At 72.4% G+C, this 26399-nt stretch carries 27 protein-coding genes; 23 read left to right on the forward strand and 4 right to left on the reverse strand.

The window, feature by feature from the left end:
- Positions 1 to 153 precede the first annotated feature (153 nt).
- From ACYVID_RS03090 to ACYVID_RS03170, 17 genes are all read left to right on the forward strand, one after another.
- Positions 154 to 615, forward strand: a complete 462-nt coding sequence (locus ACYVID_RS03090; protein ID WP_460734298.1) for a TadE/TadG family type IV pilus assembly protein — start codon at positions 154 to 156, stop codon at positions 613 to 615.
- Positions 612 to 2570, forward strand: a complete 1959-nt coding sequence (locus ACYVID_RS03095) for a TadE/TadG family type IV pilus assembly protein (protein WP_460734300.1) — start codon at positions 612 to 614, stop codon at positions 2568 to 2570. Before ACYVID_RS03090 ends, ACYVID_RS03095 begins: the two co-directional genes overlap by 4 nt.
- Complete coding sequence (locus ACYVID_RS03100; RefSeq protein WP_460734302.1) at positions 2567 to 3013, forward strand: TadE/TadG family type IV pilus assembly protein; 447 nt, start codon at positions 2567 to 2569, stop codon at positions 3011 to 3013. The genes ACYVID_RS03095 and ACYVID_RS03100 overlap by 4 nt, the downstream gene beginning before the upstream one ends.
- Positions 3014 to 3130: 117 nt before the next feature.
- Positions 3131 to 3511, forward strand: a complete 381-nt coding sequence (locus ACYVID_RS03105) for a YraN family protein (RefSeq protein WP_348693323.1) — start codon at positions 3131 to 3133, stop codon at positions 3509 to 3511.
- Positions 3511 to 5112, forward strand: coding sequence for a YifB family Mg chelatase-like AAA ATPase (locus ACYVID_RS03110; RefSeq protein ID WP_460734304.1), 1602 nt, complete (start codon positions 3511 to 3513; stop codon positions 5110 to 5112). Before ACYVID_RS03105 ends, ACYVID_RS03110 begins: the two co-directional genes overlap by 1 nt.
- Positions 5109 to 6305 (forward strand): DNA-processing protein DprA, encoded by a 1197-nt coding sequence (gene dprA / locus ACYVID_RS03115; protein WP_460734306.1) that lies wholly within the window; start codon positions 5109 to 5111, stop codon positions 6303 to 6305. The genes ACYVID_RS03110 and dprA overlap by 4 nt, the downstream gene beginning before the upstream one ends.
- On the forward strand, positions 6302 to 7243 hold the full coding sequence (locus tag ACYVID_RS03120; RefSeq protein WP_460734308.1) for a tyrosine recombinase XerC: 942 nt from the start codon (positions 6302 to 6304) through the stop codon (positions 7241 to 7243). Before dprA ends, ACYVID_RS03120 begins: the two co-directional genes overlap by 4 nt.
- 156 nt (positions 7244 to 7399) lie before the next feature.
- A complete protein-coding gene (locus ACYVID_RS03125) occupies positions 7400 to 8050 on the forward strand; it encodes a peptidoglycan DD-metalloendopeptidase family protein (RefSeq protein ID WP_460734310.1) in 651 nt (216 codons plus the stop codon).
- A gap of 330 nt (positions 8051 to 8380) precedes the next feature.
- Entirely contained in the window at positions 8381 to 9337 is a 957-nt protein-coding gene (gene rpsB, locus ACYVID_RS03130) for a 30S ribosomal protein S2 (protein ID WP_460734312.1), read from the forward strand.
- A gap of 46 nt (positions 9338 to 9383) precedes the next feature.
- Positions 9384 to 10193, forward strand: coding sequence for a translation elongation factor Ts (tsf, locus tag ACYVID_RS03135; protein WP_460734314.1), 810 nt, complete (start codon positions 9384 to 9386; stop codon positions 10191 to 10193).
- Positions 10194 to 10403: 210 nt separating this feature from the next.
- Complete coding sequence (gene pyrH / locus ACYVID_RS03140) at positions 10404 to 11117, forward strand: UMP kinase (protein ID WP_460734316.1); 714 nt, start codon at positions 10404 to 10406, stop codon at positions 11115 to 11117.
- Between the two features lie 89 nt (positions 11118 to 11206).
- On the forward strand, positions 11207 to 11761 hold the full coding sequence (frr, locus tag ACYVID_RS03145) for a ribosome recycling factor (protein ID WP_300639819.1): 555 nt from the start codon (positions 11207 to 11209) through the stop codon (positions 11759 to 11761).
- 23 nt (positions 11762 to 11784) lie between these two features.
- Positions 11785 to 12669: a phosphatidate cytidylyltransferase gene (locus ACYVID_RS03150; RefSeq protein WP_300639813.1), complete on the forward strand. Its 885-nt coding sequence runs from the start codon at positions 11785 to 11787 to the stop codon at positions 12667 to 12669.
- 1 nt (position 12670) lies between these two features.
- On the forward strand, positions 12671 to 13183 hold the full coding sequence (locus ACYVID_RS03155) for a histidine phosphatase family protein (RefSeq protein ID WP_460734318.1): 513 nt from the start codon (positions 12671 to 12673) through the stop codon (positions 13181 to 13183).
- A 75-nt stretch (positions 13184 to 13258) separates the two neighbouring features.
- The gene (locus tag ACYVID_RS03160; RefSeq protein ID WP_460734320.1) at positions 13259 to 13672 is read left to right on the forward strand and encodes a hypothetical protein; all 414 of its coding nucleotides are present in this window, start codon (positions 13259 to 13261) and stop codon (positions 13670 to 13672) included.
- A 104-nt stretch (positions 13673 to 13776) separates the two neighbouring features.
- Complete coding sequence (rlmN, locus tag ACYVID_RS03165; protein ID WP_460734322.1) at positions 13777 to 14910, forward strand: dual-specificity RNA methyltransferase RlmN; 1134 nt, start codon at positions 13777 to 13779, stop codon at positions 14908 to 14910.
- Between the two features lie 13 nt (positions 14911 to 14923).
- A complete protein-coding gene (locus tag ACYVID_RS03170; RefSeq protein WP_460734324.1) occupies positions 14924 to 15694 on the forward strand; it encodes a GNAT family N-acetyltransferase in 771 nt (256 codons plus the stop codon).
- Between the two features lie 5 nt (positions 15695 to 15699).
- Here the strand turns inward: ACYVID_RS03170 and ACYVID_RS03175 are convergent, their stop codons facing one another.
- The 4 genes from ACYVID_RS03175 to ACYVID_RS03190 all read right to left on the reverse strand — a co-directional run bounded on the left by ACYVID_RS03175 (position 15700) and on the right by ACYVID_RS03190 (position 19190).
- On the reverse strand, positions 15700 to 16797 hold the full coding sequence (locus ACYVID_RS03175) for an LOG family protein (RefSeq protein WP_460734326.1): 1098 nt from the start codon (positions 16795 to 16797) through the stop codon (positions 15700 to 15702).
- A 25-nt stretch (positions 16798 to 16822) separates the two neighbouring features.
- Positions 16823 to 17764 carry a serine protein kinase RIO gene (locus ACYVID_RS03180; RefSeq protein ID WP_460734328.1) on the reverse strand — a complete coding sequence of 314 codons (942 nt, stop codon included), beginning with the start codon at positions 17762 to 17764 and terminating at the stop codon, positions 16823 to 16825.
- A gap of 146 nt (positions 17765 to 17910) precedes the next feature.
- Entirely contained in the window at positions 17911 to 18720 is an 810-nt protein-coding gene (ddaH, locus tag ACYVID_RS03185) for a dimethylargininase (protein WP_460734330.1), read from the reverse strand.
- Positions 18717 to 19190, reverse strand: a complete 474-nt coding sequence (locus tag ACYVID_RS03190; RefSeq protein WP_300645948.1) for an Lrp/AsnC family transcriptional regulator — start codon at positions 19188 to 19190, stop codon at positions 18717 to 18719. The genes ddaH and ACYVID_RS03190 overlap by 4 nt, the downstream gene beginning before the upstream one ends.
- 157 nt (positions 19191 to 19347) lie before the next feature.
- On the opposite strand from ACYVID_RS03190, the gene ACYVID_RS03195 reads away from it, so the two are divergent.
- From ACYVID_RS03195 to ACYVID_RS03220, 6 genes are read left to right on the forward strand one after another with little or no spacing between them, the layout of a single operon-like run.
- Positions 19348 to 20547 (forward strand): polyamine ABC transporter substrate-binding protein, encoded by a 1200-nt coding sequence (locus ACYVID_RS03195; RefSeq protein ID WP_460734332.1) that lies wholly within the window; start codon positions 19348 to 19350, stop codon positions 20545 to 20547.
- Entirely contained in the window at positions 20531 to 21727 is a 1197-nt protein-coding gene (locus tag ACYVID_RS03200; RefSeq protein ID WP_460734334.1) for an ABC transporter ATP-binding protein, read from the forward strand. The genes ACYVID_RS03195 and ACYVID_RS03200 overlap by 17 nt, the downstream gene beginning before the upstream one ends.
- Positions 21724 to 22635 (forward strand): ABC transporter permease, encoded by a 912-nt coding sequence (locus ACYVID_RS03205; RefSeq protein WP_460734336.1) that lies wholly within the window; start codon positions 21724 to 21726, stop codon positions 22633 to 22635. The genes ACYVID_RS03200 and ACYVID_RS03205 overlap by 4 nt, the downstream gene beginning before the upstream one ends.
- Positions 22632 to 23432 carry an ABC transporter permease gene (locus ACYVID_RS03210; protein WP_460734338.1) on the forward strand — a complete coding sequence of 267 codons (801 nt, stop codon included), beginning with the start codon at positions 22632 to 22634 and terminating at the stop codon, positions 23430 to 23432. Before ACYVID_RS03205 ends, ACYVID_RS03210 begins: the two co-directional genes overlap by 4 nt.
- Complete coding sequence (locus ACYVID_RS03215) at positions 23429 to 24853, forward strand: NAD(P)/FAD-dependent oxidoreductase (protein WP_460734340.1); 1425 nt, start codon at positions 23429 to 23431, stop codon at positions 24851 to 24853. Before ACYVID_RS03210 ends, ACYVID_RS03215 begins: the two co-directional genes overlap by 4 nt.
- A 43-nt stretch (positions 24854 to 24896) precedes the next feature.
- A complete protein-coding gene (locus ACYVID_RS03220; protein WP_460734342.1) occupies positions 24897 to 26393 on the forward strand; it encodes a CoA-acylating methylmalonate-semialdehyde dehydrogenase in 1497 nt (498 codons plus the stop codon).
- The last annotated feature ends 6 nt before the right edge of the window (positions 26394 to 26399 follow it).

Below are 26399 nucleotides of genomic sequence, written 5' to 3' on the forward strand. Positions count from 1 at the left end.
GATTCGGCGGACGGAGGCTCCCCGAACACGCACACTGATGGTCTGGACCAGTGGCCGTCAGGGAGGGCGGGCACCGTGCGGAACTCCTCAGGTGGCGCATCGGGGCGTCGATGGGGGACTCGGGGGTCTGTTGGCTTCGGGAGGTGCCGGACCGTGCGAGCTCGGACCCCGTCGCTCCCGCGGGAACGCGGCGCCGCCGCCGTCGAGGCCGCGCTCGTGGTCTCCGTGCTGCTGGTCCCGCTGTTCCTGGGCATCATCACTTACGGGGACTACTTCTTCCGCGCACAGCGGGTCGACACCCTCGCACCCGGGGTGCCCGTCGGCGGCGTCGCCGGTGAGTTCACCTGTCAGGGCCTCAAGGACACCGTGGCTGCGACCGTCGTCGACGTGGTGGCCGACCTCGACGCCAGCCTCGCGGGGATCGACGTCAGCGACGTGACCGTCACCGTGGTGGAGGTCCTCCCTGATGTGGGGGTGACGGTGGACATCCACATCGAGACCTCGTTGACGAGCGGTCTCGCGTCATTGATCCCGCTGCCCGGTGGTGGCGCGATCGTGACGGACTTCAGCCAGCGGCTCCAAGATGTCACGATCACCGATGTGATGTGCGCATGAGTCGCCGTCCGTCCTCGGCGCCGCACCCCGGCCGCCGGTCGCGAGACGACCGGGGCGCCGTCGCGGTGCTCACCGGCCTCGTGAGCGTCGTCCTCCTCATCGTCGCCGGCTTCGCCGTCGACATCGGCAACACCTGGGCCCGCCGCGGGCAGCTCCAGGTCCAGGCGGACCGCGCAGCGACGTACGCCGCGCAGTTCCTGCCCGCCGACAGCGCCGCCGAGCAGCTCGAGCTCGCCAAGGGTGTCGCGTTCTACTACGCCTGCCACGCGGTCCAGGGGCAGCGTCAGCTGGACGCGTCGATCCCGGCCTGTCCGGCGGACCCGTCCTCGAGCACCCTGGACGCCTACGCCCAGGACCTGCTCGACGACGACATGGTCACCTTCCCCGTCCGCAACCAGGTCAAGGTCGTGACCCCCTGGGCGCGCATCGACTACGGGTTCGGTCGCGCCGCCGGGGCCGACGGGTCCACCCAGCGCAAGACGGCGACGGCGAAGGTGACCTCGCCCGGCATGCTCTCGCCGATGGCACTCTCGTTGGACTGCCTCCTCGACGTCGGGGCCAACGTCCTGGGAGGCGCGGGAGTTCCCTTCGGGTACATCTCGACCACCCACCAGGGCAGTGGCACGTCGACGACCAGCACGACGTGGCCGGGCACCGACACCTACGCCGCGGACCCTCAGCTCAACGGCATCGCGCCGGGACGCATCAACCAGCAGCTGCTCGGCCCCTACCCGACCGTCCAGGTCAGCGGCAGCCAGTGGCCGGTGCTCGGCGCCAACCAGCGCTACGTCATCGTGTTCCGCCAGGGATCCACGGTCCCGGTGACGCAGGAGGTCGGGGGCAACCTCGTGCTCGACGCCGGGAACAATCCCCGCCGGGTCGGGCACATCCCGGTCACGGTGCCGGCTCTCGTCGCCGCGACGACCGGGACCTGGCAGGTGAAGGTCGTCGTGGAGAACCTGGTCGCCGGTGTGCCGGTCAGTCGGACCTACTCCACCGACACCTCGACGTTAGACGTCGACCCGCTGGTGTCGACGACCGACGTCTCCTGCGGCCGGCTGCTCAAGAGCCCGCGCGCGGGGACGCAGGCGAACATCAACTTCGTGCACAACCTCCAGGAGGGGGTCGACCACCTCATCAACCAGCACCCCAGCCTGGTCTCGCTCGGCACCAGCCTCGACGACCTCGACCTCGCCGAGCTCAGCACCCTGCTGGGTCTGACCGAGTGCGCGGGGACCGACGTCAAGGACACCAACGGTCTCCAGCCCGGCGAGACACCGACGTGCGTGGTCACCAACATGAGCAACGCCTACGAGGCCGGTTTCACCCCGGGGATGATCGGATCCGAGGGCAGGTTGGCCTGCACCGCCGACAATCCCTGCCGGCCCGGCAAGTCCTTCTCGTTCAACGGGGTGGCGCTGAACAACGACCTGTTCACGGACTTCGTGAACAACACCTCGCTGCTCACCTCGGACATCTTCTTCGACCTCGACACCTACCTGGACACCAGCCTTCCGGTGGTCACCCCGCAGTCGAACCTGTCGCGGGAGATCTACAACTCCCACCGCTTCATGTGGGTGGCCGTGGTCTCCACGGCGGGCGCCGTGTCGGCGGTCCAGGCCGGTGACTACCCGGTCGTCACGTTCCGTCCGATCTTCATCACCCAGTCCTCGGCGTTGAGCGGGGTGCTGCCGCTGCTGGACACGGGGCTGCTCTCGCCGCTCGTCCCGACCCTCCAGAGCGCCCTGTCGCTCCTGGACACCTCGATGCGCACACTGCTCCAGGCGGGGCTGACCGACCAGAACGGCCTGCTCGTCGACTCCTCCAACAACCTCTCGGCCGTCCGGTTCATGACGATCACCCCCGACGCGTTGCCGGCCGTGCCTGCGGACTACGCCGGCCCGGAGGCGGAGTACCTCGGAGTCGGACCCCGCATCATCAGGCTGGTCGAGTGAGCACCCGTCGGGGCCACGGGCGCCGGCGGGAGGACCGCGGCAGCGTCGTGGTCGAGTTCGCCCTGGTCGTGCCGTTGGTGGTGCTGATGCTCATCGGCATCATCCAGTACGGCTACCACTACTGGGCGATGCAGACGGCCTCCGCCACCGCTCGCGAGGCGGCGCGCCGTCTGGTGGTGGGCACGGACCCGGTCTGCACCGTGGCCGAGGCGCAGGGGAGGGCGGCCGGGCCCGCGGTCGGGTCGTCGGTACCCTCGGTCGTCTACTCCTACGACAACGCGGGCAACACCGCCGTCCGGGGGTCGCTGGTCACGGTGACCGTCACCATCCAGTCCCTCGACATCGGCATCGTCCCGTTGCCCTCCGGCGGGGTCGTGCAGCAGTCGGCCACCAACAGGGTGGAGAACGTGCCGATCGACCCCCTGCTCTGCACCGGGCCCTGACCGCCGGCCCACCAATCGTCCACAACGGCTCGCCGGGCCGGGTCTTCCCCCGGGTCGTCGCAGTCCCCTGTCGAGACGTCCCGCGCTGATCCAGGCTCCTGGGTCAGGAGGTGGGCGATGACCCAGGACAGTCAGGACAGACGTACGCCGCGGCAGGCGCTCGGTGCCTACGGCGAGAGGGTGGCGGCGGCGTACCTCGAGGACGTCGGTCTCGAGGTGCTCGACCGCAACTGGCGGTGCAGCGAGGGCGAGATCGACCTGGTGCTGCGCGAGGGCACCGTGCTGGTCGTGTGCGAGGTCAAGACGCGCACCGGCGAGGACGGTGCCGGCCCCCACGAGGCGATCACGCCGACCAAGCTCGAGCGACTGACCCGGCTCGCCGAGCGGTGGCAGGCGGAGCACGACCTGCGGGCGCCCGAGGTGCGCATCGACCTCGTCGCCGTCCACCACCCCGCCCGCGGTGCCGCCCGCGTCGAGCACGTGCGGGGGCTGGTCTGATGCCGGTCGCGACCGCCCGCACCGTCTCCCTCGACGGCGCCGTGGGGCACCTCGTCACCATCCAGGCCGACGTCTCGCCGGGACAGGTGCGGGTCGACCTGGTCGGCCGGGTCGACCAGGCGCTCGGCGAGGCGCGCGACCGGGTGCGGATGGCGATCATCAACTCCGAGCTCGACTGGCCCGCGACCAAGCGCGTGACCGTGCTGCTCTCGCCGGCCGACCTGCACAAGCGCGGCACCCACCACGACCTCGGCATCGCCCTCGCGGTGCTCGCGGCCGAGGGGAGCATCGCCCCCGAGCTGCTGGCGCACTGCCTCTTCGTCGGGGAGCTGACCCTCGACGGCAGCCTGCGCAGCGTCCGCGGCGTGCTCCCGATGGTGCTGGCCGCCCGCGAGCACGGCATCACCACCGTCGTGGTCCCGGAGCCGCAGGCCGAGGAGGCGATGATGGTGCCCGGCACGACCGTCTTCGGCGTCCGGTCGCTGGCCCAGGCGATCGCGGTCCTCTCCGGGCAGCCGCTGCCGGAGGCGCCACCGGTCGTCCGCTCGGCCGGCGCCAACCTGCTGCACTGGCGCGGTTCCACCCGCCACGAGGATGTCGACCTCGCCGACGTCCTGGGCATGGACGACGCCCGCTTCGCACTCGAGGTCGCCGCGGCAGGTGGGCACCACCTGATGCTGTCCGGGCCCAAGGGCGCCGGGAAGACCACGCTGGCCGAGCGGATCCCGACGATCCTGCCGGACCTGGCGCCGGAGGAGTCGCTGGAGCTCACCGCGATCCACTCGCTGGCCGGTGTCCTCGACCCCGGTGCGGGGATGATCGTGCGCCCGCCGTACTCCGCGCCCCACCACGACGCCAGCAAGACCAGCATCGTGGGCGGCGGCTCCGGCCAGGTCCGTCCGGGCGAGCTGAGCCGCACCCACGCCGGGGTGCTTCTGCTCGACGAGTTCCCGCTCTTCCGCCGTGACGTGATCGAGGCGCTGCGCGAGCCGCTGGAGAACGGTGAGATCACCGTTGCCCGGGCCGAGGAGCTGGTGACCCTGCCGGCCAGGACGATCCTCGTCGTCGCGGCCAACCCCTGCCCCTGCGGCGAGCACCGGCCCGACGTCGGGAAGGACACCTGCCGCTGCAAGCCGGTGGCGCTGCGGGAGTACCGCTCGCGCCTCACCGGCCCGGTCGCCGACCGGATCGACATCACCCGGCACGTCCAGCCGCTCAGCCCGCACCAGCGGGTCGACCGCTTCGCCGCCCGCGAGGACTCCGCCACCGTCCGGGCCCGGGTGGAGGCCGCGCGGGCCCGGCAGGCCGAGCGGTACGCCGACACCGGCTGGCGGCTCAACGCGCACGCGACCGGAGTGGCACTGCGCGACCGTTGGCCGCTCACGGCGTCCGCCACCCGCACCCTCGACGAGCACGTGGTCAAGGGAGCGCTGACCAACCGCGGTGCCGTGCGCGTGCACCGGCTGGCCTGGACCGTGCACGACCTGGACCCGTCCTCGACCGGGGCGCCGGGCCCGGCGGCGCTCGACGTCGCCTTGCGACTGCGGCAGGGCCGGCCGCTGCTGGACTCCACCGTCCGCGGTCGGGAGTGCAGCGCATGAGCGCCGTGAGCGGGCGCCGGGTCGACCCGGCGGTGGACGAGGACCGGCTGCACCGGGTGGCGGTCGCGCACCTGACCGAGCCGGGGGACCCGCGGGTGTCCGGGCTGGTCGACGACCTGGGTGCCGCCGTCGTCCACGACGGGCTGCTCCGCGGCCTGGACCTCGAGGGCCTGGGCGTCGACGCGGCGGCGCGGATCGGTGCCCTGGAGCCGGAGCGCGCCCTCGAGCAGGCCCACCGCGCCGGGCTCCGGTTCGTCGTCCCCGGCGACTCCGAGTGGCCTGTCCGGCTCGACGACCTGGTCCGGGCAGCGCCCGTCGGCCGGCACGGCGGCCGGCCCCTGGGGCTGTGGGTGCGCGGACCGCTGGGGCTCGACGAGCTGGACGCCTCCGTCGCGCTCGTCGGGGCCCGCGCTGCGACGACATACGGCACCGACACCACGGCCCGCCTCGCGGTCGGCGCGGCGAACGCGGGGTGGACCGTGGTGTCCGGGGCGGCCTTCGGCATCGACCAGGCCGCCCACCGCGGGGCGATCGCGGGTGGTGGCCGCACGGTCGGGGTGCTCGCGTGCGGTGCCGACCGGGTCTACCCGCAGGCCCACGCCCGGCTCATCGACCACCTCGCCGAGGAGCACTGCATCGTCTCCGAGACGGTGCCGGGAGGGGCGCCGACCCGGATCCGGTTCCTCAGCCGCAACCGACTGATCGCTGCGCTCACCCAGGGCACGGTCGTGGTCGAGGCCGCGGTGCGCAGCGGGGCGCTCAACACCGCGAACTGGGCCGGCCGCCTGCACCGCCACCTCATGGGCGTCCCGGGCCCGGTCACCAGCGCCCAGTCGGCCGGGGTGCACCAGATGCTGCGGGAGGACGCCGCGCTGGTGGTGACGCGGTCCGAGGAGCTGCTGGAGACGCTCGCGCCGGCGGGGGAGCGGACCACGAGCCGGGTCCGCGGAGCGGACGGCCCACGGGACCGGCTGACCCACCGGCAGCGCCAGGTCCTGGAGGCGGTGCCGCTACGACGGCCGGCCGACGACTTCTCGATCGCGGGGACGGCCGGGCTGGCGCCGCTGGAGGTGCGGGGGACGCTGCTGGTGCTGGCCGAGCAGGGCTACGTGCAGCGCGAGGGCGTGGGGTGGCGCCTCGCCGACGCGGATCCCCGAGCACCGGGGCAACCCTTCCTAGACTCGACCGGGTGAGCGAGGAGGCAGAGACGACCGAGGCTCTCCCCGCCGCGTTCACGCAGGTCCTGGCCGACTACCGCCGCCACCTCGAGGCCGAGCGGGACCTCTCGGCGCACAGCGTGCGGGCCTACCTCACCGACGTCGGGAGCCTGCTCGAGCACGCGCGACGGCTCGGCCACACGCAGCTCGACACCCTCGAGCTGCGGACCCTGCGCAGCTGGCTGGCCCAGCAGCAGTCGCTGGGTCGCAGCCGTACGACGCTGGCCCGGCGCGCCACGGCGGCGCGCGTCTTCACCGCCTGGCTCGCCCGCACCGGCCGCGTGCCAGCGGACCCCGGTTCGAGCCTGGCCAGCCCGCGGGCGCACCGGGTGCTGCCACCGGTCCTGCGCAAGGACGAGGCCGAGGCCCTGGTCCACGCGGCCGCCGAGCACGCCGACGACGGCAGCCCGATCGGGTTGCGGGACGTCGCGGTGCTCGAGCTGCTGTACGCCACGGGAGTACGCGTGGGGGAGCTGTGCGGCCTCGACGTCGACGACCTCGACACCGAGCGGCACGTCCTGCGGGTGCTGGGCAAGGGACGCAAGGAGCGCACCGTGCCCTACGGACGACCCGCCGACCTCGCCCTCCGGCTCTGGCTGCGTCGGGGCCGTCCCGCGCTGCTCGCCCCGCACTCCGGTCCGGCGCTCTTCCTCGGCGCCCGGGGTGGCCGCCTGGACCCCCGGACCGTGCGCACCCTGGTGCACCGGCGGATCGCGGAGGTGCCGGGCGCGCCCGACATCGGGCCGCACGGGCTGCGGCACACGGCGGCGACGCACCTGCTCGAGGGTGGCGCCGACCTGCGTTCGGTCCAGGAGCTGCTGGGCCACGCCTCGCTGGCCACGACTCAGCTCTACACCCACGTCACGACCGACCGGTTGCGTCGGGCCTACCAGCAGGCCCACCCCCGCGCCTGACGACTGCTCCCGCTCGGTCGGGCGGGACCTCGCTCCGGTCGACCCGGCGCGGCGCCGGGCACCCGCCGACTCTCCACAAGCCACGTGCAAGCAGTGCCCTCCCCAGGCCGCCCGCCGCATCGGGCACCGGTGCCCGTCGCCGGCCAGCCTGGCTGCATGCTCCCCGTGCTCACGGCCCTGACCGTCCTGCTCGTGCTCGTCCTCCCCGCCGGACGCGTCACCGCTGCGCCCGGTGCCGCCGGCCGGGTCCTCGTCGTCCCTGCGCCGCTAGCCACGACGGACGGCGAGACCGACCCGGTGGGCACCTGGCCGCTCCGCCCGGACCCCGAGGTCGTCCACGGCTTCGACCCGCCGGCGACGCCCTGGGGCGCCGGTCACCGGGGCGTGGACCTGCTCGGTCACCCCGGCCAGGTGGTCCGCTCAGCCCTCCCCGGCACCGTGTCGTACGCCGGGGTCCTGGCGGGTCGCGGGGTCGTGGTCGTGTCCCACGGCGCCACCCGCACGACCTACCAGCCCGTGGCCGCGGCCGTCGACCTGGCCGTGGGCGACCCGGTCGGGGCAGGGCAGCGGCTGGGCCTGCTGGAGGCCGCCGGGTCGCACTGCGCCCCGCGCAGCTGCCTGCACTGGGGCTGGCTCGAGGGCACGACGTACCTCGACCCCCTGCGCCTGGTGGGCCTCGGGCCGGTCCGGCTGCTGCCGTTCCTGGACGGGACGGTCCCGACCGGCGTCCCGGCCACGGCGACCCGGCCCGTGCCCGTCGCCGGGACGCCGGTGCTGCCAGCGTCGCCGCTGCCGCCCTGGTGGTGACGCTCGGCCTCCCGGCGGCGACCACGTGCCGGATTGGCGGTGCCGGTCGCCGACGGCGTACGCTGGCCGACGCAATCCTCAGGGATTGACTTCGCACGTCTGCAGACCACGACGTCCCGCCTCTCCGGCGGGGCGACCACCCGTGGGCGCCGACTCCCGGTCCCGGTCCTCCGGGTGGGGTCGCGCGTGGGCGTCAGGGCGAGCCGGCACCCGTCGGTGAGCAGCAACTGGAAACCAACCGGATCCACACCGGTGCGTCCTGGTCCGCCGCGAGGCGGACTGCCAAGGTCGCGCGCACGGTGGCGGGCCCACCACAGGAGAGAACCCCTCATGGCAGTCGTGACCATGCGCCAGCTCCTCGAGAGCGGCGTCCACTTCGGACACCAGACCCGTCGCTGGAACCCGAAGATGAAGCGCTTCATCATGACCGAGCGCAACGGCATCTACATCATCGACCTGCAGCAGTCGCTGTCCTACATCGACCGCTCGTACGCCTTCATCAAGGAGACCGTCGCCAAGGGCGGCACCGTGATGTTCGTGGGCACGAAGAAGCAGGCCCAGGAGGCGATCGCCGAGCAGGCGACCCGCGTCGGGATGCCCTACGTCAACCAGCGCTGGCTGGGCGGCATGCTCACCAACTTCCAGACCGTGCACCAGCGGATCAACCGCCTCAAGGAGCTCGACCTGGTCGACTTCGACGACGTCGCGGGCTCCGGTCGCACGAAGAAGGAGCTCCTGCAGATGAAGCGGGAGCGCGACAAGCTCGACAAGACCCTGGGCGGCATCCGCGAGATGAGCCGCACCCCCGCCGCGGTGTGGATCGTCGACACCAAGAAGGAGCACCTCGCCGTCGAGGAGGCCCGCAAGCTCCGGATCCCGATCATCGGCATCCTGGACACCAACTGCGACCCCGACGAGGTCGACTTCCCGATCCCGGGCAACGACGACGCGATCCGCGCCGTCGGCCTGCTGACCCGCGTGGTCGCCGACGCCGTCGCCGAGGGCCTCATCGCCCGCTCGGGTGCCGGCGCGAAGACCGAGGGTGCCGAGAACGGCGCCGCGGAGCCGCTGGCCGAGTGGGAGCGTGAGCTCCTCACCGGTGACGCCGAGAAGGCCGCCGAGACCGCGACCGCCGCCGACGGCGAGGCTGCGTCCGAGGCGACCGGTGCCTCCAGCGAGGCCGCCGCGTCCGACGCCGCCGCCGAGGCCGCTGCCCCCGAGGCTGCTGAGGCCGCCGAGTCCGCGGAGGCCGCCGAGGCGCCCGCCGCCGACGAGGCCAAGGCCTGACGGTCCGCCCCGCCCCTCCCACTCACGACGCAAGGACGACGAGTACATGGCATACACCGCTGCCGACGTGAAGAAGCTCCGCGAGCTCACCCAGGCCGGGATGATGGACTGCAAGAAGGCCCTCGACGAGTCCGACGGCGACTTCGACAAGGCCGTCGAGCTGCTTCGGGTCAAGGGTGCGGCCAAGGCCGCTGCCCGCGCCGCCGAGCGCGAGGCCTCGGCTGGTCTGGTCGCTGCCTCCGGCAACGCCCTGATCAGCCTGCGGGCCGAGACCGACTTCGTGGCCAAGAACGAGGCGTTCATCAACGCCGCCCAGCAGATCGCCGACGCCGCCGACGCCCACAAGGTCGGCGACGCGGAGGCCCTCAAGGCCGTCTCCCTCGGTGACTCCACCGTCGGCGAGACCGTCGAGGAGCTCGCCCGCACCATCGGCGAGAAGATCGAGCTCGGCGAGGTCGCCTACTTCGAGGGCACGACCACGGTCTACCTGCACAAGAAGGCCTCCGACCTGCCCCCGACCCTCGGCGTGCTCGTCGAGTACGAGGGCGACGAGGCCGCCGCCCGCCAGGCCGCGCAGCAGGCTGCCGCCCTCAAGGCGCAGTACCTCACCAGCGACCAGGTCCCGGCCGACGTCGTGGAGGCCGAGAAGGACGTGCTGACCAAGAAGACGCTGGAGGAGGGCAAGCCCGAGGCTGCCGTCACCAAGATCGTCGAGGGTCGCATCAACGCCTTCTTCAAGGAGATCGTGCTCCTGGACCAGGAGTCGGTCTTCGAGGCCAAGAAGTCGGTCAAGCAGGTCCTGGACGCCGCCGGCACCACGGTCACCCGCTTCGCCCGCTTCGAGGTCGGCGCCTGACCCGCTGCACCAGCGGCGACAAGCACCACCCGCAGCACTGCACCACCCGACCAGCCCCACCTGACCAGCCAGGGCTGCTCATGACGCTCGCGATCCGCTAGGTTCGCGTGGACGTCGAAGGAGGCCGGTCCGCTTGAATCCCCACCACAGGTCGAGCGGACCGGCCTCCTCGCACGTCCGGCCGCCCACTCCCTCTCGGAAGGACGCACCATGACCCAGTACCAGCGTGTGCTGCTCAAGCTCTCCGGGGAGGTCTTCGGCGGCGGACGGGTCGGCGTCGACCCCGACGTCGTCAACACCATCGCCCGCGACGTCGCCGAGGTGGTGCGCAGCGGCGTCCAGGTCGCGATCGTCACCGGCGGCGGCAACTTCTTCCGCGGCGCCGAGCTGCAGCAGCGCGGCATGGACCGCGTCCGCGCCGACTACATGGGCATGCTCGGCATCGTCATGAACTGCCTGGCGCTGCAGGACTTCCTGGAGAAGCTCGGCGTCGAGACCCGCGTGCAGACGGCCATCACCATGGGCCAGGTCGCCGAGCCCTACGTCCCGCGCCGCGCCATCCGGCACATGGAGAAGGGCCGGGTCGTCATCTTCGGCGCCGGCATGGGCATGCCCTTCTTCTCCACCGACACCGTGGCGGTCCAGCGGGCGCTGGAGAGCCGCTGCGACGCGGTCTTCTTCGCCAAGAGCGGGGTCGACGGGGTCTACGACGCCGACCCCCGCAAGCACCCGGACGCGAAGAAGTACGACCGGATCACCTTCGACGAGGCCATCGGCAAGGGCCTGGCCGTCGTCGACCAGACCGCCTTCACCCTCTGCGCCGAGAACAAGCTGCCGATGGTCGTGTTCGGCATGGAGCCGGAGGGCAACATCCCGCGCGTGCTCAAGGGTGAGAGGATCGGGACGCTCGTCGAGGCCGGCTGAGCCCGGAGCGACGACCGCCACGCGCCACACCAGCACCACGACGTACGACGCAGCGACGACGAGACGACAAGACCAGGAGCCCCACGGTGATCAACGACATCCTCAACGAGGCCGACAGCAAGATGGACAAGTCGGTCGACTCCACCCGCGAGGAGTTCGCCGCCATCCGCGCGGGCCGCGCCAACCCCTCGGTCTTCAACAAGATCGTCGTGGACTACTACGGCAGCCCCACCCCGCTGCAGCAGCTCGCCTCCTTCACGACCCCGGAGGCGCGCGTCATCATCATCGCGCCCTACGACCAGGGCGCGACCAAGAACATCGAGCGCGCGATCCGCGACTCCGACCTGGGCGTCAACCCGACCGACGACGGCAAGGTCCTGCGCTGCGTCTTCCCCGAGCTGACCGAGGAGCGTCGCAAGGAGTTCATCAAGGTCGCCCGGGCCAAGGCCGAGGACGGCCGGGTCGCCGTGCGCAACCTGCGCCGCACCGCCAAGCAGAACCTCGAGAAGCTCGAGAAGGACGGCGAGGTCGGCAAGGACGACGTCACCGGCGCCGAGAAGAAGCTCGACTCGATCACCAAGAAGCACACCGACTCCATCGACGAGATGCTCAAGAACAAGGAGGCCGAGCTGCTGGAGGTCTGAGGACCTCCCGCTCGCTCGCCACGATGGCCGCCCCCACCCCCACGGGACAGCCCACCCCGACCAAGGACCACGGTCGGGCAGGTCGCGACCTCAAGGCCGCGGTCGGCTCGGCCGTCGTCCTGCTCGGCTCGATCGCCGCGTCGCTGCTGTTCTTCAAGGCCGCCTTCATGCTCATCGTGGCCGTCGCGGTGTGCGTCGCGGTCTGGGAGCTCGGCCGCGGCTTCTCGGTGAAGGGCATCGACCTGCCCGAGGAGCCGCTCATGGTGGGCGGGGTCTCGATGGTGGTCGTGGCCTACCTCTTCGGCTCCGACGCCCTCGTCACCGCCACGGCGGTCACCGGACTGGTCACGATGCTGTGGCTGCTGCGCCGGGGGATCGAGGGCTACGTCCAGAACGCCACCGCCTCGCTCTTCACCCTCGTCTACGTTCCCTTCCTGGGCTCGTTCGTCGCGCTGCTGCTGGCCGAGGGTGGCCTGGACGGCAGCGGCCTGGACGACGACGGCGTCCGGGGCATCATCGCCTTCATCCTGGTCACGATCGCCTCCGACATCGGCGGGTACGCCGCCGGCGTGCTGTTCGGCAAGCACCCCATGGCCCCGGTCATCTCGCCGAAGAAGTCCTGGGAGGGCTTCGCCGGTTCCCTGGTCGCCACGGTGGCGGCCGGCATCGCGCTGGTGGTCTACCTGCTCGAAGGTGACTGGTGGGTCGGGGTCGCCCTGGGTCTCATCGCGGTGGTGATGGCCACGCTCGGCGACCTGTGCGAGTCGGTGATCAAGCGCGACCTCGGCATCAAGGACATGAGCCAGGTCATCCCCGGCCACGGCGGCCTGATGGACCGGCTCGACTCGCTGCTCGCCACCATCGCGCCGATCTGGCTGCTGCTCCACCACCTCGTCTTCGCGTCCTGACGTGACCGTCCACCTCGTCCGGCACGGCCGTTCCCTCCCCGACCCGACGCGCCCCGCGAGCGAGTGGCCGCTGGACCCCGCGGGGTACGACGACGTGTGGGCGTTGCGCGACCGCCTGCCCGCCGCGGCGGCGTGGGCCTGCTCACCCGAGCCGAAGGCGCTTGCGACGGCCGAGCTGCTCACCGATGGCGAGATCGGCGTCGTGCCGGAGCTGCGCGAGCACGAGCGCGCCGCCGGGTTGTTCGCCCCCGAGGACTTCCCCGACGTGGTCGCGCGCGCCTTCGCCGACCCCGCCCGCGCGGCCACGGACGGCTGGGAGCCGCTGCAGCACTGCGCGGACCGGGTCGTCCCCGCCGTACGCCGCCTGGTGGAGGTGCACGAGGGGCAGGACCTCGTGCTGGTCGGCCACGGGACGGCGTGGACGCTCGCGCTCGCGGCGCTCACCGGCGCCGAGCCAGACCTGGACCGGTGGGCGACGCTGCGGATGCCGGACGTCTGGACCGTCGAGGTCTGAGCCCGGCGCGCCGCCCGCCACGCCCGAGCGGCGCGTACCCGCGTACGGACCCTCCGCACGGGGCATGCTGGCCCCATGAACGACACCGACTCCCGCGAGCCTCGCGTCGAGCCGCGGGACGTCGACGGCGCGGACCCCACCGCGGCCCAGCCCGCGGCCCAGACCGGCGAGCAGCCCGGCGAGCCCACCGTCGGCTGGTGGCACCGCGACCATCCGGTCTTCGCCTCACTCGCGGGCTTCTTCACCGGCCTGGTCTTCGTGGTCGTCGTCCCGGGGGCCTACGCAGCGCTGCTGGCCTCGATGGTGGACACCGAGTCGGCCGAGGACCTCTTCCCCTTCGTCCTGGTCGCCCTGGCGGTGCCGATCGCGCTGCTGGTGCACCCGCACACCCGCCGGTTCGGTCGCTACATGCTGCTCGGCATCGTCTCCACGGCCCTGGTCGTCGGCGGCGTCGCGGCGCTGGTGCTCTGGTTCCTGGTCAACCGCTGAGCCGCTCGCAGGTCTGCCTGTGACGGCCCGGCCGGCGCGCGGGGCCGAGGTCACGCGCTCGACGGTTCGGCCGGGTCGCGGCCCGGGTGGGAGGATGGTGCGCGATGCCTGACCACGACACCCCGAAGCAGCTGCCCCTGGTGATGGAGGAGCCGCGCGGCCGCAAGAAGCCGCCGCGGCACCTCGCCGACCTGACCCCTGCCGAGCGCAAGGAGCTGCTGGAGGAGAAGGGGCTGCCCGGCTTCCGGGCCAAGCAGCTCTCGACGCACTACTTCGCCCGGCTGGTCGACGACCCCGAGCAGATGACCGACCTCCCCGCCGGCCAGCGCGCCGAGCTCGTGGAGGCGCTGCTCCCCGGGCTGATGACCCCGCTGCGGACGATGGAGGCCGACAAGGGCACCACCGTCAAGACGCTGTGGCGGCTCTTCGACGGAGCCCTCGTCGAGTCGGTGCTCATGCGCTACCCCGACCGCGCCACCATGTGCGTCTCCAGCCAGGCCGGGTGCGGCATGGCCTGCCCGTTCTGTGCGACCGGTCAGGGCGGCCTGCAGCGCAACATGAGCACCGCCGAGATCGTCGAGCAGGTGCTCGCCGGCGCTCGCGCGCTCGCCCGCGGCGAGGTCCCCGGCGGCCCGACCCGGGTCTCCAACGTCGTCTTCATGGGCATGGGGGAGCCGCTGGCCAACTACAAGGCGGTCGTCGGCGCCGTACGCCGGCTCACCGACCCCACCCCCGACGGCCTGGGCATGTCCGCGCGCGGGGTCACGGTCTCGACCGTGGGCCTGGTCCCGCGGATCAAGCAGCTGGCCACCGAGGGCGTCCCGGTCACGCTCGCGCTGAGCCTGCACGCCCCCGACGACGAGCTGCGCAACGAGCTGGTCCCCATCAACACCCGCTTCTCGGTCGCGGAGACCGTCGAGGCCGCCTTCGAGTACGCCGAGACCACCAAGCGCCGCGTCTCCATCGAGTACGCCATGATGCGCGGCATCAACGACCAGGCCTGGCGTGCCGACCTGCTCGCCGACGTCCTCTACGCGACCGGCGCCGACTGGGGCTGGGTGCACGTCAACCTGATCCCGCTCAACCCGACGCCCGGGTCGAAGTGGACCGCCTCGGACCCCGCCGACGAGCGCGAGTTCGTCCGGCGCCTCGAGGCCCGGGGCATCCCCACCACCGTCCGAGACACCCGCGGCAGCGACATCGACGGCGCCTGCGGCCAGCTCGCCGCCACCGAGTGAGCCGGTCGTCCCGGTGCCCCTGACGCGTGACGACGTCCTCCGCGCCGTCGACGAGTGGTTGTGGGTCCCCGAGGACGCCGAGCGCGTCGACACCCCTGACGGGGTCCTCGTGCGGTGGCCGTCGTGGTTCGAGCACCCGGCCAGCCTCCTGCGGTTCCACCCGGTCGGTGACCCCGCCGAGGCCCTGGCCGGCTTCTGCGCCCAGGCCCGCGACTGGAGCGCCGACCGCCTCCAGGTCTGGGTGACCATCGACGCCGATGTCGCCCTCGAGGACGTCGTCCGCGCCGCGGGCGGGAAGCCCGGGGAGACGCTGGCGGTGCTCGCGCTCGACCTGACCGCGGCACGCCCCGACCTCGGGCCCCGGCCCGGGCTCGAGCTGCGCCGTGACGACCACGACCTCGCCACCCACGCCGACTACTACCGGCTCAACGCCGAGGTCTTCGGCGGCTCGATGCCGTCGGAGGAGGAGCTGCGCGCGAGCCTGGCGCGCCAGGTGCCCGAGCAGTGGAGCGTGATCGCCTACGAGCAGGGACGCGCGGTCGGCAGCGGCGGCATCACCGTCGCCGGCGACGTCGCCCGGCTCTGGGGAGGCTGCACCCTCGAGGAGGCGCGCGGGCGCGGGGTCTACCGCGCCGTCCTCGACGCCCGTCTGCGTGCGGGCGCCGACCACGGGTGCACCATGGCGCTGGTCAAGGGCAACACCGCCACGTCCGGGCCGATCCTGCGCCGGGCCGGCTTCACGGCGTACGGCGAGGAGCGGCTGTTCCAGGTGCCCCTGGGCTGAGCTCGTCAGGCCAGCAGCTCGGCCGCTTCCTCGACGGTGTCGACGAGGTGCACGAACCGCTCCATTGCCCGGTCGCGGGCCAGCGCCTCCAGCAGCGGCCACGCGGGCAGGGTGCGGGTCCAGTGCTCGACGCCGACCAGCACCATAGGGGCCACGCCCGAGGCGTCCGCGTAGTAGTTCTCGCAGGCGTCCTGGAAGACCTCCTGCACGGTGCCGGCCGCGCCCGGCAGGAAGACGATGCCGGCGTCGCACACCTCGAGCAGGATCGACTCGCGGGTCGCGTTGCGGAAGTACTTCGCGATCGCCGTCGCGAAGACGCCCGGCGGCTCGTGGCCGTAGTGCCAGGTCGGGATCGCCAGGTTCTCGCGCGCGTCGGGCCAGCGCTCGCGGACCTCCATGGCCGACGAGACCCACGCGTCCACCGAGGGTCGGTACGTCGGCACGGCGGCCAGCAGCGACAGCGCCTCCGTCAGCGCCTCGGTCGGCTCCCCGGCCAGCCGTGCCCCGAGGTTGGCGGCCTCCATCGCGCCCGGCCCGCCGCCGGTCGCCACGGTCAGCCGGTCGCCCAGCAGGTGCCCGAGGCGTGCTGCGTCGGCGTACGTCTCCTCACCCCGCAGGGCCCGGTGCCCGCCCATGACGCCGACGACCCTGCGCCCCAGGCGCCAGGCGTCGAGGGCGACGTCGATCGCGTGGTCGTGCAGGACCCGGGCCAGGGCCGCCTCGCCCGGCGCGACGTCGGCGCGGGCCTCCTGCGACCAGGCGTAGGCGCGACCGTCGAGGGAGTTGACCCAGCGCGGGGCGTCGTAGAGCTCGGGCGCGGTGTAGAGCGAGGTGCGGGCGGGGTCGACCGGCAGCGGCCGGTCGGCCAGCGAGGGCAGCACGATCGCCCCGCCGGCCTCGGCCCGGGTGGCGTCGTCCCCGGCGAAGTCGCAGCCGAGGAAGGTCGCCCCGTCGACGTCGCGGCCCTGCAGCAGGTCCGGGCGGCTGCGCAGGTCGAGGTGGCGCACCCGCCACCCCGACAGCGACCGCACCCCCTCGTCAAGCCGGCGCTCGAGGTCGGCGAGGGTGGTGACGTCGACCGTGCGGCCCCGGGTGCGTCTCACGGGGGGAACCTACGCGACTGCTTCCCTAGAACGCGTGCGCCATGAGCTCCCCGAAGAGCTCCTGCTCGTCGACCTCCAATCCCCGGGCGCGGAACCAGCGGCACATGTTGCGGCAGTCGCGCAGCAGGAAGTCCATCCCGTTGGCGTTGCCGACCAGGTCCACGACCTGCGGCAGGTCGATGACCACGAGCCGCTCGCCCGCGGCGAGGGTGTTGTACGGCGACAGGTCGCCGTGCACGATCCCCGCCTGCACCATCGTAGCGAGCGCGTCGCGCAGCTGGTCGTAGTAGGTGGCCAGCAGCGCGGGCCCGGGGCGGGTCTGCGCGAGCCGCGGCGCCGTCTCGACCCCGTCCTCGCCCTCGACGGTGATCCACTCCATGAGGATCTCCTGCCCGTCGAGCTGCACGGGGTAGGGGACCGGCAGCCCGAGCAGCCAGCACCGCTTGAGCGCCTCCCACTCCGAGACCGCCCACTCGCCGGCGGCGACGATCTTCCCCCAGGTGCTGCCGGCCTTGAGGGCGCGCTGGTCGCGCGAGCGCTTGACGCTGCGGCCCTCGGTGTAGGTCGCGGCGCGGTGGAAGGTGCGGTGCTCGGTGGAGCGGTAGCGCTTGGCCACCATGACCACCGACTCCCCGAGCGCGTCCGAGCCGGGGACGGCGCGCTCGAGCAGGTAGGCGTCGGCCTCCTTGCCGGTCTTGAGGATGCCGAGCTCGGTGTCGATCGCGCCCTGGGAGGTCACGACCCAGTCAGGCCGTGGCTCCGGGCCGCGCGAGAGCGGCTCCACGCTGAGCCAGGTGGACCAGCGCTGGGTGTCGTCGTCGATGTCCTCGACCGCGTGCCAGTCGAGGAGGAAGGACGGGTCGATGCCGTCCAGGGGGTCCACCTCGCGACGGGTGTCGAGGTGGAGGAGGTGGTCAGAGGAGTACTGCTCCTCGGACCGGTCGTGCCAGTCGTGCCGTGCGGTCAACGCGGGTGCTCCGATGCAAGAGGTGGGTGTGGTCTGCGGGCAGGCCAGCGACAGTCGTCGACATGTCACGCTCCTCTCGTTCAGGCACGGGCGGACCCCGGTGCTGCGGACCATGGTGGGGCCCTGCGCGCCGGTGCGCGAGCCATTTATCCCCGCAGGCGCACCGACAGGCAGGTCACGCAGCCCTCGAGCTTCTCCAGCTCGGAGATGTCGACGGCCACCACGCGCAGGCCACGGGCCTCGAAGGAGCGGATCGTCTCCGGTGCCGCCGAGGACATCAGCACCGTCTGCTCGTCGAGGCAGACCACGTGGCAGCCGGGCTCCTCGGGCACGGGCTCGTAGCGCTCCCACACCGTCGGGTCGTCGACGACGGGGTCCCACCCGATCACGGTGCCGTCGGGGAGCGCGGTCACGGCCGACTTCAGGTGCAGCACCTTCGCCAGGGGTACGCCGACGACGACCGCCCCGAGCGGCGCGAGGTGCGTGCGGAGCTGCTCGACGGCACCGGGCGTCGTACGTCCGCCGAGGCCGACCCAGACGGTCCCGTCGTGCTTGAGCACGTCGCCGCCGTCGAGGGTGTCGGGCGCCTGGATCCGCTCGACCCGGTAGCCCAGGTCGCGCAGCGCGGCCTCGGTGCCCGCGGTCTCCGGCTTGCGCTCGTCGGCGCCGGGGCGGCTGATGACCGCGACGTCACCGAGCACCACCACGGTGTCCTCGACGAAGACCGCGTCGGGGCAGTCGTCGGCGGGCTCGACCTCGACGGTGCGCCAACCCTCGGCGTGCAGCGCGTCGACGTAGCCCTGCCACTGCGCCAGCGCCAGGTCGGCGTCGACCTCGGTGCGCCCGATGTGGGTGACGAGTCCCTCGGCGACCCGCGGCCCGGGTCGACGGACCAGCGCGAGCTTCCGGCCGGAGCCCAGCGCCCCGGACAGCGCACCGGAGGGGGAGCCGCTCACCGCACACCCCAGGAGTAGGTCTGCTTGCGCAGCTGGAGGTACATGAAGGTCTCGGTGGCCACCACGCCGGGCACGGTGCGGATCTGGCTGGAGAGCAGCTCGAGCAGGTGCTCGTCGGACTCGCAGACCAGCTCCACGAGCAGGTCGAAGGAGCCGGCGGTGATCACGACGTAGTCGACGGCGTCGAGGGCGGCGAGCGCGTCGGCGACCGGCTCCAGCGGACCGGTGGCCCTGATGCCGACCATGGCCTGGCGGGCGAAGCCGAGCTGCATGGGGTCGGTGACGGCCACGACCTGCATGACCCCGGCCTCGACGAGTCGCTGGACCCGCTGGCGCACCGCGGCCTCGGAGAGGCCCACGACCTTGCCGATGGCGGCGTAGGAGCGGCGGCCGTCCTGCTGCAGCTGCTCGATGATCGCCTTGGAGACCTCGTCGAGGTGGGGGAGCGCCCCCTCGCTCTTCCTGCTCATGGACGGACCGTACCGGTCGTCGACCCCGCACGACGCCGATCCCACAACGAGCTCACACGAGCGATTTCGTTGCCAACAGGTTTCGGATCAACCGGATCCCTTGTCGACGGCGGTCGTCAGTGGCACGATCCGAGGACCCGCTGACCGGAGGAGGCCCATGGCACCCGAGGACCAGGCGCCCGCGCGCCGCTCCACCCTGTCCCGGCGCGGGCTGCTCCGCGGCGGTGGCGCGGTCGCCGCCGCCGGACTGTCGGTGGCGGCGCTGAAGCTGCCGTTCTTCAGCGTGGCCGGGGCCGCCCAGGACCCCGCGACCTGCCGGGCCACCGACCTGTCCGAGAGCGAGCGACGGTTGGTCATCTCCAACTGGACGGGCTACATCGACCCCCGGCGCAACCCGCGCGGCACCTACAACACCTTCCAGGACACGACCGGGATCACCGTCGAGTACAACGACGACGTCAACGACAACGCGGAGTTCTACGCGAAGGTCCGCAACCAGCTCGGCTCCTGCGAGCCGATCGACCGCGACATGATCGTGCTGACCGACTGGATGGCCGCCCGGATGATCGGCCTGGGCTGGATCCAGCCGCTGACGCGCGAGCGGGTCCCCCGGCTGCACGAGAACCTCATCGACTCCCTGCGTGACAAGGCCTGGGACCCCGACCGCACCTACAGCGCGCCGTGGCAGTCCGGCCTCACGGGGATCGCCTACAACGCGGCGTACGTCGACGAGGTCGGCAGCTTCTCCGAGCTGCTCACGCGCTCGGACCTCAAGGGCCGGATCACCCTGCTCACCGAGATGCGCGACACGATGGGGTTCATGCTCAAGGTCGTCGGGGCCGAGCCGGAGGACTTCACCGAGGACGAGTGGTACGACGCCATCGACGCGCTCAACCGGGCGGTCTCGGACGGGCAGCTGCGGCAGTTCGCCGGCAACAACTACCTCCAGCAGCTGGCCAACGGCGACATCGTGGCGTGCGAGGCGTGGTCGGGCGACGTCATCCAGGCGCAGTACGACAACCCCGACATCAAGTTTGTGGTGCCCGAGGAGGGGTTGTCGCTGTGGAGCGACAACATGATGGTGCCCAACCTCGCCACGCACCAGGCCAACGCCGAGGCCTGGATCGACTACTACTACGAGCCCGAGGTCGCCGCCCGGCTGGCGGCGTGGGTCAACTACATCTGCCCCGTCGAGGGCGCCCGCGAGGCGATGGAGCAGGTCGACCCCTCCCTGGTCGACAACCCCCTGATCTTCCCCGACGAGGAGTTCCTCGCCGACACCTGGGACTTCATGCCGCTCGACGACCGGCAGTCCCAGCAGTACGAAGGAGACTGGTCCGATGCCACCGTCGGCTGACACCGCCGCGACCGGGGCGCCCGCGCCCGCCGCCCCCGACGCCGGTCCCGGCGGCAGCGACGGGGGGCTGCGGCTGAGCGGCCTCACCAAGCGCTACGCCAACGGCTTCACCGCCGTGCACGACCTGGACCTGGACGTGCCACGGGGCTCCTTCATCGCCCTGCTCGGTCCCTCGGGCTGCGGCAAGACCACGACGTTGCGGATGGTCGCCGGCCTGGAGGTGCCGACCTCGGGCCGGATCACGCTGGCCGGCCAGGACATCACCGACCGGCGCGCCCACCAGCGCCCGGTCAACACCGTCTTCCAGAACTACGCGCTCTTCCCGCACCTGGACATCTACGAGAACGTCGCCTTCGGGCTGCGCCGCCGCAAGGTGCGCGACGTGGAGGCGAAGGTCCGCGCGATGCTGGAGCTGGTCGAGCTCGACAGCCAGGCCCGCAAGCGCCCGGCCCAGCTCTCCGGTGGCCAGCAGCAGCGCGTGGCGCTCGCCCGTGCGCTGATCAACGAGCCGGAGGTGCTGCTGCTCGACGAGCCGCTGGGAGCCCTGGACCTGAAGCTGCGGCGCTCCATGCAGATCGAGATCAAGCGGATCCAGGTCGAGGTCGGCCTCACCTTCATGCACGTCACTCACGACCAGGAGGAGGCCATGACGATGGCCGACACCGTGGCCGTGATGAACGGCGGCGTGATCGAGCAGCTCGGCGCACCGGCCGAGCTCTACGAGAACCCCCGCTCCACCTTCGTGGCCAACTTCCTCGGCCAGTCCAACCTGATCGAGGGGCGGGTGCTCTCGCGCTCGGCCGACGTCACGACCCTGGACATGCACGGCATCACCGTCTCGGTGCCGACCGCGCGCACCCACACCGACGGCGACCGCGGCTGGATCGGCATCCGCCCGGAGAAGGTGCTCATCGGCGAGGAGGGTGCCGACCTCGACGCCCCGGGCAACACGGTGCCGGGCGGGGTGGTCAGCGACGTCTCGTTCGTCGGGGTCTCCACGCAGTACCTCGTGCGGATGCCCTGGGGCCAGGAGCTCCAGGTCTTCTCCCAGAACACCGGCCGCACCCGGATGTTCACGGTGGGGGAGAAGGTCGAGCTGTCGTGGCGTCCGGAGTATGCCTTCTGCCTCGACATCAACCAGGACGCCGCCGCCGGGGTCGACGACGGAGAGGTCCGGTGACCCAGGCCGCGCAGGCGGTCCCCGAGGCCACCACGCTCGCGGCGGAGCCGTCCGGGTCGCGGCGCCGGCGCGGCCGCACGGGCTACCTGCTGATGTTGCCGGCCACGCTGTGGCTGCTGCTCTTCTTCGTCGTCCCGTTCTACTCGCTGGTGGCCACCAGCCTCTTCGACTCCTCCGGGTCGGACTTCCGCGGCTACGAGATGACCTACGCGTGGGGCAACTACGTCGACGTGGTCGAGGCCTACTGGCAGCCCTTCCTGCGCTCGCTCTGGTACGCCGCGCTGGCGACCGGGATCTGCCTGGTGCTCGGCTACGTGCTGGCCTACGCCATCGCGTTCAAGGCGGGGCGCTGGAAGTGGCTCCTGCTGGTGCTGGTCATCGCGCCGTTCTTCACCAGCTTCCTGGTGCGCACGCTGTCGTGGCAGCTGATCCTCTCCGACGAGGGGTTCGTCGTGGACGCCCTGCAGTTCCTGCGGGTGCTCGGCCCCGACGACCGGCTGCTCGCGACTCCCGTGGCGGTCGTGGCCGGCCTGGCCTACAACTTCCTGCCCTTCATGGTGCTGCCGCTCTTCGCCAGCCTCGACAAGATCGACCCCCGGCTGGTGGAGGCCTCCAGCGACCTGTACGCCCACCCGTTCGTCGGCTTCTGGAAGGTCACCTGGCCGCTGTCGCTGCCGGGCGTGGTGTCGGGGACGCTGCTGACCTTCATCCCGGCCGCGGGCGACTACATCAACGCCGAGTTCCTGGGCTCGACCAACCAGCGGGTCATCGGCAACGTCATCCAGGGCCAGTTCATCGACGCCAACAACTCCCCGGTGGCCGCGGCGCTGTCGGTGCTGCTGATGGTGCTGATCGTCGCGATGGTGCTGGTCTACGTCCGCCGCGCCGGGACGGAGGAGCTGCTGTGACCGCCTGGCTGCGCGAGCGGATGGTCCTCATCCTGGGCCTGGGCGTGCTCGCCTACACGTTCGTGCCGATCGCGGTCGTGGTGCTGATGAGCTTCAACGAGCCGGCGGCGCGCAACGTCTACTCCTTCGACGGCTTCACGCTGCACAACTGGGCCAACATCTGCGAGGACGCCGCCATGTGCGAGGCCCTCGGCCTCTCGCTGCGGATCGGCTTCCTGGCCACGCTCGTGGCCACGGTGCTGGGCACCCTCGCGGGCTTCGCCCTGGTGCGCCACGACTTCGCCGGGCGCTCCTCGGCCAACCTGCTGATCTTCCTGCCGATGGCTGCGCCCGAGATCGTGCTGGGCTCCTCGCTGCTGACCCTCTTCGTGGCCGCCGGTGCCTCGGGCCTGCTGGGCTTCTGGACGATCCTCATCGCGCACATCATGTTCTGCCTATCGTTCGTGGTCGTGACCGTGCGCTCGCGGCTGGCCGGGCTCGATGACACCCTGGAGCAGGCAGCCGCCGACCTCTACGCCACGCCGGCGCAGACCTTCTGGCGGGTCACGTTCCCGCTGGTGCTGCCCGGCATCCTCGGCGCGGCGCTGCTGAGCTTCTCGCTCTCCTTCGACGACTTCATCATCACCAACCTCAACTCCGGCAACGAGACGACCTTCCCGATGTACGTCTGGGGCGCCTACCGCGTGGGTGTCCCGATGCAGGTCAACGTCATCGGCACGCTCATGCTCCTGCTCTCGCTCGCCGTCGTGATCAGCGGCGAGGTGCTCAGCCGGCGCCGGCGCCGGGCCCTGGTGTGAGGCGGACCCGGAGCGACGCGGCGGCACGGGCGCTCGCCGACGCGGCGCCGCGCACGGCCTGGCTCGACGACCCCGACCGGCCCGACCCGCTACCACCGCTCGTCGGGGACGTCGAGGCGGACCTGCTGGTCGTGGGCGGGGGCTACACCGGCCTCTGGGCCGCGCTCCTCGCCCGTGAGCGGCACCCCGGCCGCTCGGTCGTGCTGGTCGAGGCCGGGGAGTGCGGCGGCCAGGCGTCGGGGCGCAACGGCGGCTTCGCCTCGGCGTCGCTGACCCACGGGTTCGCCCACGGCCTGGACCGCTGGCCCGACGAGCTGGCCGACCTCGACCGGCTCGGTGCGCAGAACCTCGCGGCGATCGGGGAGGTGGTCGCCGCCCGCGGGATCGACTGCGACTGGCGACCCACCGGCGAGCTCACGGTGGCCACCCGGCCGCACCACGTCGAGGAGCTCACGGAGCTCGCCGCCGAGATGGGGCGCCACGGCGCGGAGGTGGAGCTGCTCGACGAGGCAGCCGTCCGCGCGCGCGTCGACTCGCCGTCGTACGTCGGGGGGCTGCTGGACCGCCACGGCACCGCGCTCGTCGAGCCGGCCCGGCTGGCGTGGGGCCTGCGGCGGGTCTGCCTCGAGGACGGCGTGGTCATCCACGAGCAGACCCGGGCGGTCTCCCTGGAGCGGTCGGCCGGCGGCGTACGGGTGGGGACGCGGGGGCCGGACGGGCCCGGCTCGGTGCGGGCCGCGCAGGTGGTGCTGGCGACCAACGCGTTCCCGTCGCTGCTGCGGCGGCTGCGGCTGATGACGGTGCCGGTCTACGACCACGTGCTCATGACCGAGCCGCTCTCATCGGAGCAGAGGGCGGCGATCGGGTGGGAGGGGCGCGAGGGCGTGGGCGACGCGGCCAACCTCTTCCACTACTACCGCCTGACCCGCGACGACCGGATCCTGTGGGGCGGCTACGACGCGGTGCACCACTTCGGCGGCCGGATCGACGCCTCGCTGGAGCAGCGCGACGCCACCCACGAGCTGCTGGCCGAGCACTTCCTGGAGACGTTCCCGCAGCTGGAGGGCATCCGCTTCACGCACCGCTGGGGCGGGGTGATCGACACCTGCACGCGCTTCGCCGCCTTCTTCGGTACGGCGCTGGGCGGCCGCGTCGGGTACGCGCTGGGCTACACCGGGCTCGGAGTCGCGGCCACCCGCTTCGGCGCCCAGGTCACCCTCGACCTGCTCGACGGCGCCGACACCGAGCGCACCCGGCTGCGGATGGTGCGCGAGCGGCCGCTGCCCTTCCCGCCCGAGCCGCTGCGCTCGGTCGGCATCAACCTGACCCGCTGGTCGCTTGCCAGCGCCGACCGGCACGGCGGCCGCCGCAACCTGTGGCTGCGCACGCTCGACCGGGCCGGCCTCGGCTTCGACTCCTGACCCCGTCCGACCCCACATTCATCCCAGAGCAGAGGACCCCATCGTGAGCACCCTGATCCCGCACTGGCGCAGCGGCGAGCGCTGGCCCGGCGCCGCGGCCCGCACCGGCGACGTGCACGACCCCGCGACGGGCCGGGTCGCCGCGCAGGTGTCGTTCGCCTCCGCCTCGGAAGTCGACGCGGTGGTGCGCGAGGCCCGCGCGGCGGGCCGGGAGTGGGCGGAGGCGTCGCTGACCCGGCGTACCTCGGTGCTGTTCGCGTTCCGCGAGGTCCTCGCCCGGCGGCGCGAGGAGGTCGCGGCGGCCATCACCGCCGAGCACGGCAAGGTCCTCGACGACGCGCTGGGGGAGGTCCAGCGGGGGCTCGAGGTCGCGGAGTTCGCCTGCGGTGCGCCGCACCTGCTCAAGGGCTCGTTCTCCGACGGGGTCTCCACCGGGGTCGACGTGCACTCGGTGCGCCAGGCGCTGGGGGTCGTCGCCGTCATCTCGCCGTTCAACTTCCCGGCGATGGTGCCGCTGTGGTTCGTGCCCGTGGCGATCGCGTGCGGCAACGCTGTGGTGCTCAAGCCGAGCGAGAAGGACCCGTCGGCCTCGCTGCTGCTGGCCGAGTGCTGGGCGGAGGCGGGCCTCCCGGCAGGCGTCCTCAACGTCGTCCACGGCGACAAGGAGGCGGTCGACGCGCTGCTGGAGCACCCGGAGGTCGCCGCGGTCTCCTTCGTCGGCTCCACGCCGATCGCCCGCTACGTCTACGAGACCGGCACCCGGCACGGCAAGCGGGTCCAGGCCCTCGGCGGCGCCAAGAACCACATGGTCGTCCTGCCCGACGCCGACCTCGACGAGGTGGCCGACGCCGCGGTCTCGGCCGGCTTCGGGTCGGCGGGGGAGCGGTGCATGGCGATCTCGGTCGTCGTCGCGGTCGACCCGGTCGGTGACGACCTCGTCCCGCGGATCGCCTCTCGAATGGCCGGCCTGCGCACGGGCGACGGGCGCCGCGGCTGCGACATGGGCCCACTGGTCACCGGCGAGCACCGCGACAAGGTCGCGTCGTACGTCGCCGCCGGGGTCGCGGCCGGCGCGACCCTGGTCGTGGACGGCCGCGAGGTGGTGCCGGACGGCGAGGTCGGTGGCTTCTGGCTGGGTCCCACGCTCTTCGACCGGGTCGAGCCCGGCATGCCGGTCTACGACGAGGAGATCTTCGGGCCGGTCCTCTCGGTCGTGCGCGTGGCGTCGTACGACGAGGCGCTGGCGCTGGTCAACGCCAACCCCTACGGCAACGGCACCGCGATCTTCACCGGCGACGGCGGTGCGGCCCGGCGGTTCCAGCGCGAGGTCGAGGTCGGCATGGTCGGCGTCAACGTCCCCATCCCGGTGCCGATGGCCTACTACTCCTTCGGCGGCTGGAAGGCCTCGCTCTTCGGCGACACCCACGCCCACGGGATGGAGGGCGTCCACTTCTTCACCCGCGGCAAGGTCATCACCACCCGCTGGCCGGACCCGGCCTCCCGGCCCGGCATCGACCTGGGGTTCCCGCAGCATCGGTGAGGGTCG

Source organism: Nocardioides ginkgobilobae (assembly GCF_054781275.1).

What these genes read in the sequence shown, in the direction of transcription:
- ACYVID_RS03095 (WP_460734300.1), top strand. Translation starts at nt 612, where the DNA reads ATGAGTCGCCGTCCGTCCTCGGCGCCGCACCCCGGCCGCCGGTCGCGA.
- ACYVID_RS03105 (WP_348693323.1), top strand. Translation starts at nt 3,131, where the DNA reads ATGACCCAGGACAGTCAGGACAGACGTACGCCGCGGCAGGCGCTCGGT.
- ACYVID_RS03110 (WP_460734304.1), top strand. Translation starts at nt 3,511, where the DNA reads ATGCCGGTCGCGACCGCCCGCACCGTCTCCCTCGACGGCGCCGTGGGG.
- dprA (WP_460734306.1), top strand. Translation starts at nt 5,109, where the DNA reads ATGAGCGCCGTGAGCGGGCGCCGGGTCGACCCGGCGGTGGACGAGGAC.
- ACYVID_RS03125 (WP_460734310.1), top strand. Translation starts at nt 7,400, where the DNA reads ATGCTCCCCGTGCTCACGGCCCTGACCGTCCTGCTCGTGCTCGTCCTC.
- rpsB (WP_460734312.1), top strand. Translation starts at nt 8,381, where the DNA reads ATGGCAGTCGTGACCATGCGCCAGCTCCTCGAGAGCGGCGTCCACTTC.
- tsf (WP_460734314.1), top strand. Translation starts at nt 9,384, where the DNA reads ATGGCATACACCGCTGCCGACGTGAAGAAGCTCCGCGAGCTCACCCAG.
- pyrH (WP_460734316.1), top strand. Translation starts at nt 10,404, where the DNA reads ATGACCCAGTACCAGCGTGTGCTGCTCAAGCTCTCCGGGGAGGTCTTC.
- ACYVID_RS03150 (WP_300639813.1), top strand. Translation starts at nt 11,785, where the DNA reads ATGGCCGCCCCCACCCCCACGGGACAGCCCACCCCGACCAAGGACCAC.
- ACYVID_RS03160 (WP_460734320.1), top strand. Translation starts at nt 13,259, where the DNA reads ATGAACGACACCGACTCCCGCGAGCCTCGCGTCGAGCCGCGGGACGTC.
- rlmN (WP_460734322.1), top strand. Translation starts at nt 13,777, where the DNA reads ATGCCTGACCACGACACCCCGAAGCAGCTGCCCCTGGTGATGGAGGAG.
- ACYVID_RS03190 (WP_300645948.1), bottom strand. Translation starts at nt 19,190, where the DNA reads ATGAGCAGGAAGAGCGAGGGGGCGCTCCCCCACCTCGACGAGGTCTCC.
- ACYVID_RS03195 (WP_460734332.1), top strand. Translation starts at nt 19,348, where the DNA reads ATGGCACCCGAGGACCAGGCGCCCGCGCGCCGCTCCACCCTGTCCCGG.
- ACYVID_RS03200 (WP_460734334.1), top strand. Translation starts at nt 20,531, where the DNA reads ATGCCACCGTCGGCTGACACCGCCGCGACCGGGGCGCCCGCGCCCGCC.